This is a genomic window from Arcobacter arenosus, from assembly GCF_005771535.1.
Classification (GTDB): domain Bacteria; phylum Campylobacterota; class Campylobacteria; order Campylobacterales; family Arcobacteraceae; genus Halarcobacter; species Halarcobacter arenosus.
Genome location: NZ_VANU01000002.1, coordinates 156,584 through 176,405, shown reverse-complemented (window position 1 = coordinate 176,405; position 19,822 = coordinate 156,584). Strand labels below are relative to the sequence as shown.

Sequence of the window (19,822 nt, the reverse complement as noted above, 5' to 3'; positions counted from 1 at the left end):
TTTAATATTTTTTATATCTATTTTTAATATAATAAAGGAAAAATGCAAAAAAAGACAACTCAAGAAAAACATACACAAATAGCAAACTATACAATGAACTATATATACAATTATATAGATACAGATATAAATATCGATAAACTTGCAAATAAATTTGAAATTAGTCGTGTTTACTTTCAAAATATATTTAAAAATCAAATAGGAAAAAATATTTACGAAGCGATTAAAGATATAAGATTGTATAAAGCTTCTAATTTACTACTTACTAATAAGTCATCTACAATTAAGCAAATTGCTAATATGTGTGGTTACTCTTCACAAACTTCGTTTATAAGAGCATTTAGACTAAGGTTTAATCAAACTCCTAAAGAGTGGAGAAATGGTGGTCATAAGAACTATTCTAATAATATTTTAAAAGATATTGATATCAATTTTGATGAAATTAAAAATCTTGACAAAAGTGAACCAAAAATCGTAAAACTTAATCCTATGAAAATTTATTATCTAAGAAACAAAGGGTACAGTAAAGAGTCATTAAAAAAAACATGGCAAAAAATTCAAGCTTGGATTTACACCAATAATATAACAAACTATAAGGAATTAGCTTTTTACCACGATAATCCTGTAATCACACCAGCAAATGATTGTGTATATGTTGCGGCAGTTTTTGTTGAAGATAAAATAGATTTATCTAATACAAACCTGCCCCATTTTAAAATTTCTGGAGGATTATATGCTTCCTTTGAGATTAGTGGAGTTCATGGGGATATTTTAAGATTATTACAATGGGTGTATCAAGATTGGCTTCCAAAAAGTGGATTTGAGACTACGACAAACCCCGCACATACTGTACTAAGACAAAACCATTATACTCATTCAAGTGGAAGGTTTGAAGCAACTTTATATCTTCCAATACAATATGTTTAAGAAAGTTTTGAAAATCTATTTTTCAATAAATATACTTGTGTCATTGGGTAAATATGGATTTGAAATAGTTACTTTGTTACTTAAACTATTACAAAAATTGATAATTGATTCTTCTTTTATTTTATTAAAGGAGTCTTTTTTTAGAAAATTAAAGGCAAAACCTTTAGTTGAAGAATTAAAACATTTTTCTATTGAATAAAAAAACTCTTTCTCTTTTAATATATTTAAAGCTCCACTACAAATAATATAATCTTTGTGGGGTATCTCTTCTTGTAAAAAATTTAAAATCTTAAATTTATGATTAGGAAATCTTTTTTTCGATTCATTTATCATAAAATCTTCACAATCAATACCTAAATATTCTTTAGGTATAAGCTCTTTATTTTGTAAGAAATATAAATAATCAGCAAAACCACAACCCAAATCCAAAATTGAAGAGTTTTCTAAATCTTTTTGAAAAAACTTTGTCAAAACTTCAAATCTAATATACTGATTTTTCATTGAGTTCCAGTGAACTCCCCTAGCTGTAACTCCAAATTTTTCATAAGAAGTTTTATAAAACTTATGGTTTAAATTAGACATCTCTATTTAGTTTTTCTATAGTAACGCCGTTATCTTTAATAAATTTAGATACAACTTCGGAATTTGTATGTTCATAAGCTCTATCATAAACAATTCTTTTTATTCCAGCAGCAATTAAATTTTTTGAACACTCACTACATGGTTCCAAAGTTACATAAATAGTACCATCTTCTATACTTATACCTTTTCTAGCTGCCCAAATAATAGCATTCATTTCTGCATGAATCTCATAAGTTTTTGACCAATCATGATGTTCTTTTGTATATTCTTCATTCCAATGTTCACTACAATTTATATATCCAGCTGGGGTTCCATTATATCCTGTTGATAAAATTCTTCCATCTTTTACTATAACTGCACCAACTTGTTTTGATACACATTTTGAAGCACTTGCAATTTCATGGGCTATGTTGATAAAGTTTAGGTCACTAATCATGATTTTCCTTTAAAGTTATATATTAATTGCAATAAAATCATAGATTAATTACAAAAATAAAAACTTCTATTTTTTTGTATATTTTTAGTAAATTTTAGTAAATTTCATACTAGTTTTACTTTAAAAAGAGTAGATTTTTTAAAAAAATCAATTTTTAAAAAAGAAATTATAACAAATTTTATGGTATTATTGCCTAAATTTAAAAAGAAAAGGTTAAATATGGATTTTAAAGAAGTAAAAGAATTAATAAGAATTTTTGATAAAAGTGAATTAAGTAAATTAAAATTAAAAGAGGGTGAATTTGAATTAGCTATGCAAAAAGGTTTTGAAGGTGGTACTGTTGTAACTCAAGCACCAACTGCTGTAGCTGCACCTGCACCAGTTGCAGTTCCTGCACCAGCTTCTACTGCAAATAATACAGTAACTTGCTCTACTGAAGATCCAAGTGTATGTGGTGATACAATCAATGCACCTATGGTTGGAACTTATTATTCTTCACCATCTCCAGAAGCACCTGCATTTGTTAAAGAGGGAGATACAGTTAAAAAAGGTCAAACTTTATGTATCCTTGAAGCTATGAAAATTATGAATGAAGTTGAAGCTGAATTTGATTGTAAAATCTTAAAAGTATTAGTTGAGAATTCTGCACCAGTTGAATATGATATGCCACTTTTCTTAGTAGAAAAAATATAAGCTGAGAGTTTCATATGGCTGAAATAAAAAAAATATTAATCGCTAATAGAGGTGAAATAGTTCAAAGAGCTATTAGAACTATTAGAGAAATGGGCAAAAAATCTGTTGCTGTTTATTCTGCAGGAGATAAAAATGCAGCTTATTTAAAACATGCAGATGAAGCTATTTGTATCGGGGATGTTAAATCTATCGATTCATATTTAAATATTCCAGCAATTATTACTGCTGCTGAAATTACAGGATGTGATGCAATTTTCCCAGGATATGGATTTTTATCTGAAAATCAAGATTTTGTAGAAATTTGTAAATTACATGGAATTAAATTTATTGGTCCATCAACAGAAGTTATGGAAAAAATGGCTGATAAATCAAAAGCTAAAGATGAAATGATTAAAGCTGGTGTTCCAGTTGTTCCTGGTTCTGATGGAGCTGTACACTCTGTTGAAGAGGGGAAAAGAGTTGCCTTAGAGATTGGATATCCAATTATGGCTAAAGCTGCTGCAGGTGGTGGTGGTAGAGGTATGAGACTTATTGAGTCTGAGGATAAATTTGAAAACCTATTTACTGCTGCATCTTCTGAAGCATTAGCTGCTTTTGGTGATGGGACTATGTACTTAGAAAGATTTATTAATAACCCAAGACATATAGAAGTTCAAGTTATTGGTGACTCACATGGTAATGCAATTCATGTTGGGGAAAGAGATTGTTCTTTACAAAGAAGACACCAAAAAGTTATTGAAGAATCACCAGCAATTTTATTAAATGATGATACAAGAAAACATTTACATGAAGTTGCTGTTAAAGCAACTAAATATTTAAAATATGAAGGTGCTGGTACATTTGAATTCTTAGCAGATGATAAACAAAATATCTATTTCATGGAAATGAATACAAGACTTCAAGTTGAACATCCAGTTTCTGAAATGGTTTCAGGTCTTGATATTGTTGAGTGGATGATTAGAGTTGCTGAGGGTGAAGAATTACCTTCTCAAGAATCTATTAAATTTAGAGGTCATGCAATTGAAGTTAGAATCACAGCAGAAGACCCAAATAACTTCTTACCTTGTCCTGGAAAAGTTAAACAATGGTTTGTTCCAGGTGGAAGAAATGTAAGAGTTGATTCTCATGTTTATGCTGGATATGTAGTTCCTCCATACTATGACTCAATGATTGGAAAACTAATTGTTTGGGGAAGAGATAGAGAAAAAGCTATCAATATTATGAAAAGAGCATTAAATGAATTTGAAGTTGAGGGGATTAAAACAACAATTCCATTCCATCAAAAAATGATGGAAAATAAAGACTTTATTTCAAATAACTACGATACAAAATATTTAGAAAACTACAAAGGTTTAGAAGACCTATAAATAAGAGTGGGGAACCACTCTTATTCTATAAAAGCTTATATTTATCTTAATTTAGATATAATCCGCCACTTACACGAAAATATAATCTATAGTTTACTTTGAGTCTGCAATTTCAAGGTCCTGTTTAAATATCGATTTACACAGTTTTTTAATTTAACACTTAGTTTTGAGTTAAAGGTTATATTGGTGTGTATTAAATTTACATATTAAGGTAACAAATGACTTTTAACGAGTTTAATTTTAAAGAAAAACTACAAGCTTCAATTGCAGAAGCTGGGTTTAAAGAACCAAGTCCAATTCAAAGAGATGCAATCCCTGTAGTTTTAGAGGGGAAAGATATTGTTGGACAAGCACATACAGGTACAGGTAAAACTGCTGCATTTGGACTTCCATTATTAAATATGATGGAAGCAAATGGTAGTGTTGAAGCTGTTGTTATTGTTCCAACTAGAGAGCTTGCAATGCAAGTTTCAGATGAGTTATTTAGATTTGGTAAAAATCTAAAAATTAATACAGCAACTGTTTATGGTGGACAATCATACTCAAGACAATTAAAACATATTGAAAATGCAGGTATTATTATTGCCACTCCAGGAAGATTTTTAGATCTTTTAAAAGGTGAAAAAATCAATATTAAACCATCTTTTGTTGTTTTAGATGAAGCAGATGAGATGTTAGATATGGGATTTCTTGATGATATAAAAGAGATTTTTACATATCTTCCTGAGCAAAGACAAACATTATTGTTTTCGGCAACTATGCCAACAGCTATTAAAAACTTAGCTAAATCTATTTTAAAAGAGCCGGAATTTATTACAATCACACAAAGTGAAGTTACAAATTCAAAAATCACTCAATCATTTTATGTAGTTGACGAACATGAGAGAGATGATGCATTAATTAGATTATATGATTTTAAAAATCCAGAAAAATCTATTATTTTTTGTAGAACAAAAAAAGAGGTTGATAGACTTTCTACTTTTTTAGTATCTCAAGGTTTCTCTGCAAAGGGACTTCATGGAGATATGGAACAAAGACAAAGAGAAGAGGCTATTAAGGCATTTAAAAAAAGTAAATTAGAGATTTTAATTGCTACAGATGTTGCAGCTAGAGGACTAGATGTTAATGATGTAACTCACGTATTTAATTACCATTTACCATTTGATTCTGAATCTTATGTTCATAGAATCGGAAGAACAGGACGTGCTGGTAAAGAAGGTATGGCAGTTTCAATTGTTACTCCACATGAATTTAGAATGTTACAAAAAATTCAAAAAGATACAGGTGGAAAACTTGAAGCAAAAGTTATTCCAACAATCAATTCTGTAAAAGAGAAAAAAACTGATTCTTTAAAAAATAAAATTATTGAACAAAAAGTTTATGATTCGGGAATTGAATTAGTAGAATCTTTAAAAGAAGCCTATGACTTATCAACAATTGCTCATAAATTAGCTTCTATTTTAACAAATGACACATATGTTAAAGGTGGAAACTACATCGGGAAATCAGAAAATGATATCCAAAGACTTTTTGATAGACTTCAAAATGATAGAGGTGGAGATAGAAACTCTAGAGGTAGAGGTCGAGGTGGATACAACAGAGGTGGTAGAAACAGAAGCGATAGAAACGACAGAGGTGGAAGATCTAGAAATAGAAATTCATCTGATAGAAATTCATCAGAAAGAAGAGGTAGAAGAGCTTAGACTCTTCCTCTTTTACACTTAAATACCATAATAGTTTTTAAGTGTTTTCTTTGCTTTTTTATAAGCTTCCTTTGAACTTTTCCCAAATCCTCTAAAAGCACCATCTTTATTAAAAAACTCAATAGTATTTAAGTTACCTTTTTTCATAGTAATTACTCTAAATACATCATACTTCTTTTTAATTTTAGAGATAGTGTGAGAATCTTGTTCTCTAATGATTGAAATACTCATTTTGTCTCCTTTTTATTTATTTTCTCTATATTTTATGCCTATATTACATAAAATTTTTCATTTTGTCAAGGATTACTTAAAATAAATGATTTTTTTAGGAGATAATCCCTCGCAAATTTTAAAATTTATAAGGAATAAAATATAGACTTTTGAATGTATTTAAGTATTTTAGTAATAAATTTTTTAAGCTTTATTAAAGAATTTGTAAATAAGTTCCCAGTAAAATCCTATCAAACTTAAATTTCAAAACAATTACAAAAAAGGATACTCATTGGATATTAACACAATGGAAAGTTTTGACAGGGCTAGGGAAAAAACCTTACCAGGTTTTGCAAAATTATCACTGGCACTTTTATTTATGGTAGTGGTATTTTTATGGTCTTACAATTCTCATGGTGGAATTCAAAATCACATGTTTTTAGTTATAGGTGCAGTTTTTGGTGCATATATGGCTATGAATATCGGTGCAAATGATGTCGCAAATAATGTTGGGCCAGCAGTTGGTTCTAAAGCAATTACATTAATGTGGGCTATTGTTATAGCTGCAATATTTGAAGCTGCTGGAGCTTTTATTGCTGGTGGTGATGTTGTTAAGACAATTAAAAAGGGTATTATCGACCCTGCTATGATTTCAAATCCTGATATCTTTATTTGGGCAATGACAGCGGCACTGTTATCTGCTGCTTTATGGTTAAACTTTGCAACTTCTATTGGAGCTCCTGTTTCAACTACTCACTCAATTGTTGGTGGAGTAATGGGTGCAGGAATTGCAGCGGCTGGATTCGCGATTGTTTCATGGGGAACAATGGGTAAAATTGCTGCTTCATGGATAATCTCTCCTGTATTAGGTGGTATTATTGCCGCTTCATTTTTATACTATATTAAGCGTAATATAATGTATAAAAAAGATTTAATAGAAGCCGCAAATAAATTTGTACCCATTTTAGTTGCTGTTATGACATGGGCTTTTTCTACATATATCATTTTAAAAGGTATTAAAAAACTTATTAAACTTGATTTCTTTACAGCAGCTGGAATCGGTATTGTTATTGCTGTAATTTGTTATGTTTTAGTTAAACCAGCTATTGCAAAAGCTTCAAAAAAGATTTCAAATGATAGAGAGGGTGTAAATACTTTATTTACTATTCCTTTAATTTTTGCAGCTGCACTTTTATCTTTTGCCCATGGTGCAAATGATGTTGCAAATGCTATCGGACCATTAGCAGCAATTAGTGATGCTGTTATGAGTGCAGGAATTAATACTAAAGTTGGTATTCCTTTTTGGGTAATGGCAGTTGGTGCTGTAGGTATCTCTATAGGACTTGCTTTATATGGACCTAAATTAATTAAAACTGTTGGATCAGAAATTACAGAACTAGACCAAGTAAGAGCCTTTTCAATCGCAATGGCTGCTGCTATTACTGTTATTATAGCTTCACAATTAGGATTACCTGTATCTTCTACACACATTGCAGTTGGTGGTGTTTTTGGTGTTGGTTTTTTGAGGGAATTTCTTGACTCATCAGAATCAAAATTTATTGCAGATACTAGAAAGAAATTTAAAAAAGATAAAAAGATTCTAGAAAACTATGAACTAGAATTAGTAAAACTTGAAAATTTAGAGAAAAAAAGTAAAGCAGACTATGTAAGAATTGCAGAACTATATAGACTTATTGATGAAAAAATTGATCAAGTAAGAGAAGAAAAAAGAGAGTTCAAACTTGCAAAAAGAGTAAAATATGTAAAAAGAGATGCAGTTAAAAAAATTATAGCTGCATGGATTATTACTGTTCCTGCTGCTGCATTATTATCTGCTGCAATTTTCTTTATGATTAAAGGTATTATGGCTTAAAAGCTTAGGTACTACTACATTATGATAAAATGTCCTTTTTATTAAAGGACGTTTTATCGAAGCACTTATTTCAGTTTCAACTATATATCTATTTATTATTATTGGATTTACATTTAAAAAAGTATTTAAAGAGCAAGTAAACGATAGAACACTTGTACTTTTAAGTCTATATTTTTTATCACCAATTCTTTTATTTTGGGGATTAACAAGAGCTCCTATTACAATGGAGTTTTTAACTGCACCCTTAATATATTATATTGCAATTTTTATATGCTTATTTTTTGTATATCTTTATTCACTAAAAGCTTTTAAAAAACAATATCAAGATAAATCAATATTTTTAGCAACTTCTTTAGTGGGTAATACTGGAAACCTTGGGATTCCCCTTGGTATTGCTTTATTTGGTATTCAAAGTGTTCCTTATACCTCAATTATAAATATCGCAAATGTATTTTATATCTATATTTTTTCTGTTTATTTCTTTGCAGGGGATAAATTTAACTTTAAAGATTCAATTAAAGAGATATTAAAAATCCCAGCAATTCATGCTTCAATCTTGGCTTTAGTTTATAACTACAATGGCTTTACTATGAATGATGATTTTGAAAAACTTTTTACCATGGGAGCTTATGCTGCAATTGTAATTCAACTTGTAATTTTTGGTATTTTTATTGCTCAAGTTAAAGTACGAACTGCCAATTGGAAATTAGCATTTAATATCTCTTTATTTAAACACATTATTTTACCTTTAGTTGGACTTTTTGTAATTTTACAATTTGAAATTGACCCTATGATTGCTGCAGTTATCTTTTTAGAATTGACAGTCCCCCTTGCAGTTAATAATATAAATTTAGCTTCTTTATACAATTGTAAACCCATTGATACAACTTTTTCTGTGTTAGTTGGTTCTGGGATATTTGTTTTACTGATGTATTTTTATATTATGATTATTCAACATTTTTTTGGTTTATAAATTATGTGTGGAATTTTAGGTACAAATTTTCTTAATTCAAATTTCGATAAGGCCTTAGAGAATTTAAATAACAGAGGTCCTGATTTTAATAAAAAAGTTCAACTAGATAATAAACTTTTTGGGCATACAAGATTATCAATAATTGATTTAGATAATGAAGCAAATCAACCTATGGTTTTTGATGATATTTTAATTGTTTTTAATGGGGAAATATATAACTATAAAGAGCTGATAAAAAAGGAAAAGCTAGAAGTTAAAACTGCTTCAGATACTGAGGTTTTAATTAGACTTTATCAAAAATATCAAGAAAAATTTTTAAATAAAATAAACGGAATGTTTAGCTTTTGTATTTATGATATAAAAGAGGATAAATATTTTTGTGCTAGAGATAGATATGGTAAAAAACCTTTTTTCTATCATTTTGATGGAAAAAATTTTATTTTTTCAAGTTCTATTAAATCGATTATTCAAATACTTGGGACAACTCCAAAGTTAAATAAAGTTGCTCTATCTCAATATTTACAGTATTTTGTCCCTTTAGGTGAAAATAGTTTTTATCAAGGAATTAATGCCCTAGAAAGTTCAACATATATGATTTTAAAAGATAATACCCTTTCACAGAAAAAGTATTATAAAATAAATACATATAAAAGAATTAAAACAGAAGATGAGGCTTTATCTTCAATTGAAGAACTTCTATTTAAATGCGTTGAATCTAGACTAGTCTCTGATGTGGAAGTTGGAAGTTTATTAAGTGGGGGTATTGATAGTTCGTTAATCTCAGCACTCTATTCAAAAATAACAAATAGAAAAATCAATACTTTTTCAATTGGGTATGATGAATATAAAAACTATTGTGAACTTGATTTTGCAAAAATTACAGCAGAACACATTAATTCTAATCATCATCCTGTAAGTATTTCAAAAAATGATTTTATAGAATATTTTGAAGATACTTTATTAGCCTTAGAACAACCCCATGGGGATAGTGCGGCAATTCCTTTGAATATTTTAACAAATAAAATTCACAATATGGGAATAAAAACAGTTTTAAGTGGTGAGGGTTCTGATGAACTGTTTTTAGGATATGACAATTATGCAAAATTTTTAAAATATTATGATTTTGAAAAAACTTTAAGTGAAGATCAAAATGGATTTTTAAACTCTATAATTAGTGCTTTACAAAATAACACTAAAGAGAGTGAATATTTAAGAAGAATCGTTAAGAAACAGACTTTATACAATTCATTTGGAGAAATTTTTTCAGATTCACAGAAAAAAAGATTGTTTAACAAAGTTCCAACTTTTAAAGCAGAAAATCCTAAAAAAGACCCTGTTGACTGGATGAGTTATATAGATCTTAAAATTTGGCTAGGAGAGGCTTTATTAAGTAAAGTTGATAGAATCTCTATGAGAAACTCTTTAGAGGTTAGAACGCCGTTTTTAGACTACAGATTAGTTGATTTAGTTTTTTCTATTGATTCAAAAATAAAAGTTGGGGATACAAACAAATATCTTCTTAAAAAAATTGCATCTAAATATATCCCTGAACAAATTATTAATAGAACTAAAAAAGGTTTTAATTCTCCATTTAATGAATGGATTCATGAAGAATATAAAGATTCAATTTTAGATACTATTTTATTTGTTAATAAAGAAACTTCATTATTCAATGAAGAATATATAAAACAAATCTACAATTTATCTAAAAATAGAAAATTTAAACAACATTTATGGAGTTTATTTATTTTCTCAATTTGGTATAAAAAGAATTATATTTTTTAATAAGTCTTAAAACTATATAATACGCAAGATTGAAAGGATAGATGCATGAATTTATTAATCCCTGTTGATAGTAATAAAAGGCATGAAGCTTTAATTACAACACTTGACACCTCAACATATTGGGCTTTTGTAGAACTAGATGAAGGACAAATCTCAAGTTGTAAGTTTTATAAAGACAGAAATGAAATTCAAGCTTTCATTGAAACGGTAGTTGTAATTAATGAAGCTGAATATGTATGGCAATTCCAAGAAGAAGGTATTGCAATTTTAGTTGCACCAAAACAAAGAAGTATTGATGAGATTGTAGAAGCTTTTTTATTTAGTGAACTACATGATTTAAGTATTTAAGTTCTAATAAGATAATATTTCACTCTTTTGGTCGTATAACTCAGTGGTAGAGTGCCACCTTGACATGGTGGTGGTCACTGGTTCAAATCCAGTTACGACCACCATTTTCATATAATAATTTTTAATAATTAAAATATATATTTATGATATTTTATTTTAAGTAAAATTTAATCATAATACGTAAGATTTACTTTATTTATGACTAAGGACCGACTTGAGATATTTTGAACTTACTACTTTATTCATTGCCATTGCCATCTCTTTATTTCTTGGCATTAATCTATTTATAGTTAATAGTATCGAAAAGTCTAAAGATCACTTAGCATTAATGATTGAAAATGAAATCCAAAACCATCCAACTGCCTCACAAAATATTGATAATACTGATGTAACTTATGATGAAAATGGTTTTGAAATAGATAATAACGAAAAAGATAACCCAAGCCTCACAGAATCAGAAATTTCTAACTTTGACATCAAAAATAAATAACATTCTTAATTAATAATCTGTTAAAATTTTTTAATCTATTTAAAAAAGGGAAAAAATGAGAAATTTAGTGAAAATACTAGTTATAGTATCTTTAGTTGTAAGTTTTTCTTCTGCAAAAAAAGTTTACAAACTAAAAATGGCTACTACATGGGGACCAACCCTATCTCCATTGTTTGATGCAGCAGTTAATATGGCTAAAATGGCTGAAGAGATGTCAAATGGTGAATTGAAAATTAGGATTGATGCTGCTAATAAGCATAAAGCACCATTTGGAGTTTTAGATATGGTAAAGGGTGGTCAATACGATTTAGGACACTCTGCTTCATATTATTGGAAAGGTAAAGATATTGCAACACTGCCATTTACATCTATGCCTTTTGGTTTAACTGCACCTGAGCAATATGCATGGTTTTATTATGGTGGCGGTTTAGAATTGATGCAAAAAGTATATGCAAGACACAACCTTTATTCTTATCCAGGGGGAAGTACTGGAGTTCAAATGGGTGGATGGTTTAGAAAAGAGATTAATAGCGTAGATGATTTAAATGGTATTAAAATGAGAATCCCAGGATTTGCAGGTGAAATTATGGCAAAACTTGGTGTACAAGTAACAAATATTGCTCCAGGTGAACTTTATACAGCATTAGAGCGAAATAATATTGATGCTTTAGAGTGGGTTGGACCATCAATGGATATAAATATGGGATTTCATAAAGTAGCTCCATATTATTATACTGGATGGCATGAGCCAGCATCAGAAATGCATTTTATGGTTAATAAAAAAGTTTTTGATAAATTACCTAAACACCTTCAAGCAATTTTAGAGAATTCTATGAAATTAGCAGCTTATAATATGTATGCACAAAACTATGATATGAATGCTACTGCTTGGAAAAAGATGAAAGAAGAGTATCCTTCAATTCAAGTAAAAACTTTCCCTAAAGAGGTTATGGATGCTATGAAAAAAGCGAATAAAGAATTAAGGGAAGAGTTATCAGCTAAATCTCCTGAATTAAAAGAGGTTTTAGATTCTCAAGATGAATATATTAAAAAAGTAAGAGAATGGACAAAAATGTCTGACTATTTATATATTAAAGATAATATATAAATCTAATCTATTGATGTGATTAGTTTTTTCTAATCACATCATAAATATCTGTTCTTCTGTCCTTTAGATTATTTACACTTCCAATATTATGCAACTCTTTTAAAAGCTCTAAATCAACGTCAGCAATTAAAATCATCTCGGTATTAGGTGTAGATTCAGCTTTTATACCATTTGATGGAAAAGCAAAATCACAAGGGGTAAATACTGCAGATTGTGCATACTGTATATCCATATTAGTAACTTTTGGAAGGTTACCAACACAACCTGCTATTGCAACATAACATTCGTTTTCAACGGCTCTTGCTTGTGCACAAACTCTAACTCTTGAGTAACCATTTTGGGTGTCCGTTAAAAAAGGAACAAAAAGTATATTCATTCCATCATTGGCAAGTAATCTACTTAATTCAGGAAATTCAGAATCATAACAAATCAAAATTCCAATTTTTCCACAATCAGTATCAAAAGTTTTAATCTCATTTGAACCTTGTAAACCCCAAACTTTTTCTTCATCAGGTGTAACGTGGATTTTTGCATATCTTTCAATCGTCCCATCTCTTTTGCATAAAAATCCAACATTTTGAAGAATACCATCAACTAACTCTGGCATACTTCCAGTGATAATATTTATATTATAAGATATTGCAAGGGCAGAGAATGCATCTTTAAATTGTGGAGTATATTCTGCAAGTTTTCTAATAGCATCTGCTTCACTAAGGTGATTGTATTTAGCCATTAAAGGTGCGTTGAAAAACTCTGGGAATAGTGCAAAGTCACTTCTATAGCTTGATACAGATTTTACAAAATACTCTGCTTGTTCTAAAACCTCATCAATATTTTTATAAGGTCTTACTTGCCATTGAATAAGTCCTAACCTAATTACTAGCTTTTCTTGCATAGGTTTTGTTGTTGCTTTAGTATAATAAATATTATCCCATCTTAGAAGACAAGCATACTCTTTACTCTCAATATCCCCTTCAAGATAGTTTTTTATAACCCTTTTTACATAAAAATCATTTGATAATTGAAAATTTAAAACTGGGTCATAGATTTCCCGTGATTTTACCTTTTGAATATACTCTTTAGGACTTATCTCATTTGCATATTTTGCATAATTTGGTATTCTTCCACCAAAAATAATACCCTTTAGATTTTTTTCTTCACATAGCTCTTTTCTAAACTCATAAAGCCTTCGTCCAAGCCTTAAACCCCTAAATTTTTTATTAATAAAAATATCTACTCCATAGAGCATATTTCCATTTATATCGTGGGTATTAAAACTATAATTGCCCGTAATCTCTTTATAACTATGGGTATCATCAAATTTATTATAATCAACAATAATGGATAAAGCGAATCCTGCTAATTCATCATTTATTTTGATTCCAACTTGTCCCTCGGGAAACTTTTCAATTAATGAATAAAACTCCTCTTGAGTCCATGTCGAATCATCAAGATGTCTATATTCATTTTCCATCAATCGTACAATCTCTAAATGGTCCTCTTTTTTTAGATAAACCAATTCTATTTTGTCAATTTGTTCAATATCTTCCATCTTTATTCTTTTTTATTTATTAAAAACCATTTGGATTAAAACCACCTGTTGGATCAAAACCTGTGTCAAATCCACCTGCAAAACCTGCTCCAGTCATATATTGCATTGACCTATCCTCAAAGCCATTTTGAACAGATTTCATTCTTAAATTCATTATATCTGTTTTAGGGTCTATAAATTGTGGGCATACCATTGTACAGTTTCCACATAAGGTACAGTCCCATACTCCATTATCTTGTATTTTTTCTAAGGTTTGTACCTTGTGTGACTCTTTTTTATCATCAACATATCTTAAAGCTCTTGTTAGGGCATATGGGCCTAAAAATTTATCATTTACTTCATATATAGGGCAAGAGCTGAAACAACTTTGACAAAGGATACAATTACTTTGTGTGTCTATTAATTTTTCATCTTCTTTACTAATTGTAGTTTCTTCTAGTTTATTTAAAAAAGTGTTTGATTTTTTTAAAAGTTTTGATTCGTGTTCTAAATCAACAATTAAATCTTTTATAACTTTTGTATTTTTAATGGGTTCTATTAAATCATTTTCATTTAATTTACTTTTACAAGCTAATTTTTCTACTCCATTTACTCTAAGGGAACAACTTCCGCAAATACCTGTTCTACATCCACATCTAAAAGCTAAAGATTCATCATATTTTATTTTCACTTCAATAAGTGATTCTAAAATAGTTTTATTATCTTTTATATCATAATCTACTATCTCATCAATATCTTGTTCACTGTTAAATCTTTTTATTTTGATATTCATAGAACATCCTCAAAGTAGTTTTTTATTTTGCCATCTTTTAATAAACAAACACTGTTTTTTTCATACTCTAAAGATTTATCTTTAAAATCTACTCTATAATGGGCTCCACGACTCTCTTTTCGTTCAATTGCACATAAAAGAATAGGTTCACATAGGGTAATTAGATTTTTTAGTTCTAATAGTTCAATGAGATTTTTATTATATATTTTATCTTTGTTTTTAATACCAATTTTTGAAATCTCTTCTTTCTTTTTATTTATATAATCTAATGCCTTTATTAATTTCTTTTCTTCCCTAAATAATCCTACATTTACAAAAAAAAGTTTCCCTATCTCTTTTTTTATTTTTAAATAGTCTAAATTAGTTTCTTTTTCAAATATCTCTTCTATTTGTTTTTCATTTTTTTTATATTGGATGTCAGATATACTTAAATCATCAATTTCTTTTGCACTATCACTTGCATTTTTACCTGCAACTTGTCCAAAGGTAATAATTTCTAATAAAGAGTTTCCTCCGAGTCTATTTGCCCCATGAATTCCACTTTGTGAACACTCACCACAAGCATATAAGTTTTTTATACTTGTTTTTGCATCAATATCTGTCTCAATACCACCCATAGTATAATGTGCTGATGGATTAATTGGTATTAAATCCTCTTCCATTTTTAGATTTAAAAAGTCGATTACGAGTCTTCTTTCTTGGGGCATAGCCTCTTGTATTTTCTCAATACCAAGATGCCTTAGGTCTAAATAGACTTTTTCCCCATCATGATTCTTTTTAAAGATTGCCCTTGCTACTTCATCCCTTGGTTTTAATTCATCAATAAATCTATTTCCATCTTTATCAACTAAATAACCACCCTCACCCCTTGCACTTTCACTTATTAAAATGTTTTTATTTTCTAATGTAGTTGGGTGAAATTGAATAAACTCCATATTCGATAATTTTGCTCCTGCTCTAAATGCTGCTGCTATTCCATCACCAGTTGATACAAAAGAGTTAGTTGTAAATTGATGATAAAGACCAGCATATCCACCTGTTGCTAGTATTACAGTTTTAGCAGCTATTTGAATAAGTTCAGAAGTTTGCATATTTAGTACAATTGTACCCTTTACACAATTTTCTTCTACTATTAAATCTAATAAATAGTGTTCATTTAAAAACTCTATCTCTTCTTTAATACATTGGTCATAAAGTGTATGAAGTATTTTTAAACCTGTATAATCTGAGCTGTAGCAGGTTCTTTTAGCTTTTGTACCTCCAAATTTTCTTTGGGCAATACCATAATTTTTATTTCTACTAAAAGGAACTCCTATTGAATCTAACCACATTAATGTATTTTTTGAATTTTCACATAAATATTTAATATTTTTTTGATTTCCTAAATTATGGGACGCTTTATAGGTATCATTTATATAATTTTGATTGTTATCATCATTGGTTTCATTTAAAACAGCATTTATTCCACCCTGAGCTTGACAAGTTTGAGAATGGGTAGGATATGTTTTAGATACTACAAGTACTTCACTGCCATTTTTTTTTGCGTTTAGTGCGGCAGTTAAACCTGCTCCCCCTGAACCAATTATCAATACATCAATCATTTTACTCCCAAAACTCTTTTAAAGCTTCTTTTTGTTCTATAGTTTTTTCTGTAATTGAAGAATCCTTAATTGATATACTAGATTCTTCTCCTATATTTAAATTCTCAATCTCTTTTAAAGCTGCTTCCAAATCCATTTCACTAAGTTCTACTTTTTGTTGTTCAATTTTAGTTTGTTTCTCATCTTTAGTAACTTTTATCTCTTCATTAATTTTTTTATTTGAGTTTGTATTCATCTGTTTTAATCTTAGATAATCTTTCATCATTTTTTCATATTCTGAAAATTCTAATAACATAAAACCAGGTTTACCATCACGTAAAATTATTGCTTTTTCAATCTCTTTTTTATTTAACCTGTCAAATATTTTTTTACTCTTTCTTATTAACTCTGTAGATGAATACATCTCTTCCGAAGTGTAGTGTAAAGGATCCATAATTACTCCTATGCGAATTGTAGTATGTATTATACTATGTATTCTTGTATGTTGTCAAATACTAAATCCATTACCCTATTTCTTGCTTCAGTTGAACCCCATCCAATATGTGGTGTAACTATAAGTCTATCTTTATTTTGTACATTATTTAGTGGATTAGATTTTAACATTGGCTCTTTACTTACTACATCAAGCCCACAATATAGTGATTTATCACTATCTAGTCTATCCGCTAAATCTTTTTCATTTATTATTCCACCTCGTCCAACATTTACTAATATTGCTCCATCTTTAAACAAATTTAGATTTGATTTATTAATCAAATTAAAAGTTGCATCATTTAATGGAGCATGTATTGTTACAATATCAGATTGTGATAATAATTCTTCTAAACTTTTTTGCTCAAAATTTGTATTTGAATTCTTACCAGAAGTAGAGTAATAGCTCACATTACAACCAAAGCTTTTTGCTATAGATGCAACTTTTGTTCCAATTTCACCTAAACCAATAATTCCCCAGTTTTTGTTTTCTAATTCATAAAAAGGTTTGTCAATATGTGTGAAGATATCTGACTCTCCCCAATTACCTTTTTTAACATAGTCAATATAATAATTTAATTTTTGCACAAAATGGAATACATGGGCAAAAGTTACTTGTGTTACACTTGCTGTTGAATAACCAGCAACATTTTTTACTACTATACCTTTTTCTTTTGCGAATTTAAGGTCAATGTTATCTGTTCCTGTAGCTGTGATACATATAAGTTTTAAATTAGAGTTTTCCATTATTTTTTTATCTATTACTACTTTATTTGTAATTACTATATCTGCAGTTTTAACTCTATCAAGAGTTTCATCTTCATTTGTTATGTCATATATAGTTAAATCACCAAGGGTTTCAAATTTACTTATATCAATATCATAACCAATTGTTTTTCTGTCTAAAAATACGATTTTCATTTTGTATACCTTTACATATTTTATTTAGTAAAGGTACCAAAATTTATTTTAATAAGCTATTATTTGTTTTTACTCGAGAAAATTTGTTCTGCCCATTCAGTAATTGGACCTCTAAGAACCTTTTGTAGTTTAATTGCAAAAGTGTTAACTAATTCACTTTCATTTTTTGTTGAGTTTAAAAGTGTAGTTAATGAGTTTGTATGTTTATTTACATAAAAGTTATCAATTTGCTTATTACTTCCTAATACAACAACTTTACATGAGTTATCAATTCTAGACAATACCATTTGCATAGTTTTATTTGACATATTTTGAGCTTCATCAATAATTACAAAAGCATTTGATAAAGTTCGTCCTCTCATCTCTCCAACCCACATGGTTTCTATCCCATAGTTTTGAATAAGTTGTTCCACTCTTTGACTAACTTCTTGATCATCTAATTCTTGAATATTTTCGTTGTTTTTTCTATTTGATTGTTTCTTTTTATATTCAGTTCTAATAATATAATCTAAACTATCCATCAAAGGATGATTATAGATTTTAAATTTTTCTTCTAAACCTGGAAGATAACCAACATCTTCACCCTTATCCAATGATTCTATTGAATTTCTAATATATATAATTCTTTGGAAAAATTTTTGTCTAATAAGTTTTAATGCTCCACTTAAAGCTAATAAAGTTTTACCTGATCCAGCTTTAGCCTCTACAATTAAAACATTGTGAAAATGTGAAAGTATGGCATTTGAGAAGAAAAGTTGCTCTTTATTAAGTGGAACAATTATTTGATTTCTAATTTCACTTTCATCTAAAAGATAGATTCTTTTATTTTGTATATATGTTAAAATTACTTGATCAGAACTTTTAACCTTAAAACAATAACAAAAATTATATGGTTTATAATCTTCATCAAAATCTGTTATTAATGAATCCTCTAAAAATTCTGTTTTTTCAAATGGAATTTCAATACTCTTTATAAACTCATAATTAAACTCTTCTTTATCTGAACCAATTAAAGAATCTGTTTTTATATCTAGGCTTACAGCTCTTGTTCTTGCCATTATATCAAGTGATAAAAATGTAATATCAGAATTTTTATAGTGTTTAAAACAATACTTTGCAACTTCTAAAATCTTTCTATCATTTATGATATTTGGTGCAACATTTTTTGTATTAACTTCATAATCTTCTTTTGAGATTACATCTATTGTTGCATTTTTATTTCCATAAATTTCAAGTCTAACAATTTTATGTCCATCTTCATTGTTAGAACTTATGATATCAGAATTCTCAAGTATTCTTGCAAACTCTCTTGCTTGAAAGTTTATCTCATCAAAACCACTTTTTTTTGTGTCAATTTCATCTAATACAGTCTCAGGTAATACAATCAGATTTTTATTTTCATCACTAAGTTTGAAAATATTTGTAGCATCTTCAAGTAGGATATTAGTGTCTAGTACATAAATTTTATCGAAATTCATTCAGCATCTTTTGGTGTTTGTTTTAATACTTTGTATATTATAAATGCTCCAAAAATTAGTGTGATAATAGTAAACAAAATAGAAAAAGTTTTTGTAATTACATAACCTACAATTAAAATAGATAATACAGTAGGAACTTCATTATATGCTCTAAAGTAATTACCACTTTTTGTAAAATTCCCTTTTTCCAATTGAACTCTATGATATTCTAAAGAAAAAGAATATGCCATTAAAATTAGCACAGTAACAATTTTAGCTTCCATCCAACCGTCACCTTGCAATAAATCTGGTCTTAGATAAATCATAAAAACACCACTAATAAAGGTTGCCCACATTGCAGGTAAACCAATATATTTGTACATTTTATATTCTTGAATTTTCACTACATCTACAAAGTCTTTTTTATTTTTATGTTCTGTATGATAAACATAAAGTCTTGGTTGATAGAATAACATAGCCATCCATGACATCATTGCCATAACATGAAAAACAACTATCCATAGATAGTACTCTAGAAAAATGTCCATTTGCG

The 19,822-nt window shown here is 28.7% G+C and carries 20 protein-coding genes and 1 tRNA gene; 11 read left to right on the top strand and 10 right to left on the bottom strand.

Annotation, left to right across the window (positions count from 1 at the left end; genetic code table 11):
- Positions 1-42 precede the first annotated feature (42 nt).
- Positions 43-927 carry an AraC family transcriptional regulator gene (locus FDK22_RS05290; RefSeq protein ID WP_138151868.1) on the top strand — a complete coding sequence of 295 codons (885 nt, stop codon included), beginning with the start codon at positions 43-45 and terminating at the stop codon, positions 925-927.
- A 15-nt stretch (positions 928-942) separates the two neighbouring features.
- Here FDK22_RS05290 and FDK22_RS05285 read toward each other — a convergent pair whose 3' ends face one another.
- Together FDK22_RS05285 and FDK22_RS05280 are read right to left on the bottom strand one after the other, a co-directional pair.
- The gene (locus FDK22_RS05285) at positions 943-1,509 is read right to left on the bottom strand and encodes a methyltransferase domain-containing protein (RefSeq protein ID WP_138151867.1); all 567 of its coding nucleotides are present in this window, start codon (positions 1,507-1,509) and stop codon (positions 943-945) included.
- Positions 1,502-1,945 (bottom strand): deoxycytidylate deaminase, encoded by a 444-nt coding sequence (locus tag FDK22_RS05280; protein WP_138151866.1) that lies wholly within the window; start codon positions 1,943-1,945, stop codon positions 1,502-1,504. Before FDK22_RS05280 ends, FDK22_RS05285 begins: the two co-directional genes overlap by 8 nt.
- Before the next feature lie 219 nt (positions 1,946-2,164).
- Between FDK22_RS05280 and accB the strand changes: the two genes are divergently transcribed.
- From accB to FDK22_RS05265, 3 genes are all read left to right on the top strand, one after another.
- Positions 2,165-2,638 (top strand): acetyl-CoA carboxylase biotin carboxyl carrier protein, encoded by a 474-nt coding sequence (gene accB, locus FDK22_RS05275; RefSeq protein WP_138151865.1) that lies wholly within the window; start codon positions 2,165-2,167, stop codon positions 2,636-2,638.
- A 14-nt stretch (positions 2,639-2,652) separates the two neighbouring features.
- Positions 2,653-4,005, top strand: coding sequence for an acetyl-CoA carboxylase biotin carboxylase subunit (locus FDK22_RS05270; RefSeq protein WP_138151864.1), 1,353 nt, complete (start codon positions 2,653-2,655; stop codon positions 4,003-4,005).
- Positions 4,006-4,223: 218 nt separating this feature from the next.
- On the top strand, positions 4,224-5,708 hold the full coding sequence (locus FDK22_RS05265) for a DEAD/DEAH box helicase (protein WP_138151863.1): 1,485 nt from the start codon (positions 4,224-4,226) through the stop codon (positions 5,706-5,708).
- Positions 5,709-5,726: 18 nt separating this feature from the next.
- Here FDK22_RS05265 and FDK22_RS05260 read toward each other — a convergent pair whose 3' ends face one another.
- Positions 5,727-5,939, bottom strand: a complete 213-nt coding sequence (locus FDK22_RS05260; protein ID WP_138151862.1) for a hypothetical protein — start codon at positions 5,937-5,939, stop codon at positions 5,727-5,729.
- A 286-nt stretch (positions 5,940-6,225) separates the two neighbouring features.
- On the opposite strand from FDK22_RS05260, the gene FDK22_RS05255 reads away from it, so the two are divergent.
- The 7 genes from FDK22_RS05255 (at position 6,226) to FDK22_RS05225 (ending at position 12,495) form a co-directional block, all read left to right on the top strand.
- Positions 6,226-7,791 carry an inorganic phosphate transporter gene (locus FDK22_RS05255; protein ID WP_138152231.1) on the top strand — a complete coding sequence of 522 codons (1,566 nt, stop codon included), beginning with the start codon at positions 6,226-6,228 and terminating at the stop codon, positions 7,789-7,791.
- Between the two features lie 40 nt (positions 7,792-7,831).
- Positions 7,832-8,764, top strand: a complete 933-nt coding sequence (locus FDK22_RS05250; RefSeq protein ID WP_338078789.1) for an AEC family transporter — start codon at positions 7,832-7,834, stop codon at positions 8,762-8,764.
- A 3-nt stretch (positions 8,765-8,767) separates the two neighbouring features.
- On the top strand, positions 8,768-10,549 hold the full coding sequence (gene asnB / locus FDK22_RS05245; protein WP_138151860.1) for an asparagine synthase (glutamine-hydrolyzing): 1,782 nt from the start codon (positions 8,768-8,770) through the stop codon (positions 10,547-10,549).
- A 45-nt stretch (positions 10,550-10,594) separates the two neighbouring features.
- Positions 10,595-10,897, top strand: a complete 303-nt coding sequence (locus tag FDK22_RS05240; protein WP_138151859.1) for a hypothetical protein — start codon at positions 10,595-10,597, stop codon at positions 10,895-10,897.
- A 29-nt stretch (positions 10,898-10,926) separates the two neighbouring features.
- A tRNA-Val gene (locus tag FDK22_RS05235) sits at positions 10,927-11,001 on the top strand.
- A 110-nt stretch (positions 11,002-11,111) separates the two neighbouring features.
- Entirely contained in the window at positions 11,112-11,387 is a 276-nt protein-coding gene (locus tag FDK22_RS05230) for a hypothetical protein (RefSeq protein WP_138151858.1), read from the top strand.
- Between the two features lie 55 nt (positions 11,388-11,442).
- Complete coding sequence (locus FDK22_RS05225; protein WP_138151857.1) at positions 11,443-12,495, top strand: TRAP transporter substrate-binding protein; 1,053 nt, start codon at positions 11,443-11,445, stop codon at positions 12,493-12,495.
- Between the two features lie 19 nt (positions 12,496-12,514).
- Here the strand turns inward: FDK22_RS05225 and FDK22_RS05220 are convergent, their stop codons facing one another.
- Genes FDK22_RS05220 through hemJ form a run of 7 tightly spaced genes read right to left on the bottom strand, consistent with a single transcriptional unit; the run spans position 12,515 to position 19,817 of the window.
- A complete protein-coding gene (locus FDK22_RS05220) occupies positions 12,515-14,047 on the bottom strand; it encodes a carbon-nitrogen hydrolase family protein (protein WP_138151856.1) in 1,533 nt (510 codons plus the stop codon).
- Between the two features lie 19 nt (positions 14,048-14,066).
- Positions 14,067-14,819 (bottom strand): succinate dehydrogenase/fumarate reductase iron-sulfur subunit, encoded by a 753-nt coding sequence (locus FDK22_RS05215; RefSeq protein ID WP_138151855.1) that lies wholly within the window; start codon positions 14,817-14,819, stop codon positions 14,067-14,069.
- Positions 14,816-16,420 (bottom strand): FAD-dependent oxidoreductase, encoded by a 1,605-nt coding sequence (locus tag FDK22_RS05210; protein WP_138151854.1) that lies wholly within the window; start codon positions 16,418-16,420, stop codon positions 14,816-14,818. Before FDK22_RS05210 ends, FDK22_RS05215 begins: the two co-directional genes overlap by 4 nt.
- A gap of 1 nt (position 16,421) precedes the next feature.
- The gene (locus FDK22_RS05205) at positions 16,422-16,853 is read right to left on the bottom strand and encodes a hypothetical protein (protein WP_171012922.1); all 432 of its coding nucleotides are present in this window, start codon (positions 16,851-16,853) and stop codon (positions 16,422-16,424) included.
- Between the two features lie 29 nt (positions 16,854-16,882).
- A complete protein-coding gene (locus FDK22_RS05200; protein ID WP_138151853.1) occupies positions 16,883-17,812 on the bottom strand; it encodes a D-2-hydroxyacid dehydrogenase in 930 nt (309 codons plus the stop codon).
- A gap of 59 nt (positions 17,813-17,871) precedes the next feature.
- Positions 17,872-19,290 (bottom strand): PhoH family protein, encoded by a 1,419-nt coding sequence (locus FDK22_RS05195; RefSeq protein ID WP_138151852.1) that lies wholly within the window; start codon positions 19,288-19,290, stop codon positions 17,872-17,874.
- Complete coding sequence (gene hemJ / locus FDK22_RS05190; protein WP_138151851.1) at positions 19,287-19,817, bottom strand: protoporphyrinogen oxidase HemJ; 531 nt, start codon at positions 19,815-19,817, stop codon at positions 19,287-19,289. The genes FDK22_RS05195 and hemJ overlap by 4 nt, the downstream gene beginning before the upstream one ends.
- Positions 19,818-19,822: the final 5 nt, after the last annotated feature.

Bases quoted from the DNA above. Each gene is read 5' to 3' on its own strand.
- FDK22_RS05290 (WP_138151868.1), top strand. From the start codon at position 43: ATGCAAAAAAAGACAACTCAAGAAAAACATACACAAATAGCAAACTAT.
- FDK22_RS05285 (WP_138151867.1), bottom strand. From the start codon at position 1,509: ATGTCTAATTTAAACCATAAGTTTTATAAAACTTCTTATGAAAAATTT.
- FDK22_RS05280 (WP_138151866.1), bottom strand. From the start codon at position 1,945: ATGATTAGTGACCTAAACTTTATCAACATAGCCCATGAAATTGCAAGT.
- accB (WP_138151865.1), top strand. From the start codon at position 2,165: ATGGATTTTAAAGAAGTAAAAGAATTAATAAGAATTTTTGATAAAAGT.
- FDK22_RS05270 (WP_138151864.1), top strand. From the start codon at position 2,653: ATGGCTGAAATAAAAAAAATATTAATCGCTAATAGAGGTGAAATAGTT.
- FDK22_RS05265 (WP_138151863.1), top strand. From the start codon at position 4,224: ATGACTTTTAACGAGTTTAATTTTAAAGAAAAACTACAAGCTTCAATT.
- FDK22_RS05260 (WP_138151862.1), bottom strand. From the start codon at position 5,939: ATGAGTATTTCAATCATTAGAGAACAAGATTCTCACACTATCTCTAAA.
- FDK22_RS05255 (WP_138152231.1), top strand. From the start codon at position 6,226: ATGGAAAGTTTTGACAGGGCTAGGGAAAAAACCTTACCAGGTTTTGCA.
- asnB (WP_138151860.1), top strand. From the start codon at position 8,768: ATGTGTGGAATTTTAGGTACAAATTTTCTTAATTCAAATTTCGATAAG.
- FDK22_RS05240 (WP_138151859.1), top strand. From the start codon at position 10,595: ATGAATTTATTAATCCCTGTTGATAGTAATAAAAGGCATGAAGCTTTA.
- FDK22_RS05225 (WP_138151857.1), top strand. From the start codon at position 11,443: ATGAGAAATTTAGTGAAAATACTAGTTATAGTATCTTTAGTTGTAAGT.
- FDK22_RS05220 (WP_138151856.1), bottom strand. From the start codon at position 14,047: ATGGAAGATATTGAACAAATTGACAAAATAGAATTGGTTTATCTAAAA.
- FDK22_RS05215 (WP_138151855.1), bottom strand. From the start codon at position 14,819: ATGAATATCAAAATAAAAAGATTTAACAGTGAACAAGATATTGATGAG.
- FDK22_RS05210 (WP_138151854.1), bottom strand. From the start codon at position 16,420: ATGATTGATGTATTGATAATTGGTTCAGGGGGAGCAGGTTTAACTGCC.
- FDK22_RS05205 (WP_171012922.1), bottom strand. From the start codon at position 16,853: ATGGATCCTTTACACTACACTTCGGAAGAGATGTATTCATCTACAGAG.
- FDK22_RS05200 (WP_138151853.1), bottom strand. From the start codon at position 17,812: ATGAAAATCGTATTTTTAGACAGAAAAACAATTGGTTATGATATTGAT.
- FDK22_RS05195 (WP_138151852.1), bottom strand. From the start codon at position 19,290: ATGAATTTCGATAAAATTTATGTACTAGACACTAATATCCTACTTGAA.
- hemJ (WP_138151851.1), bottom strand. From the start codon at position 19,817: ATGGACATTTTTCTAGAGTACTATCTATGGATAGTTGTTTTTCATGTT.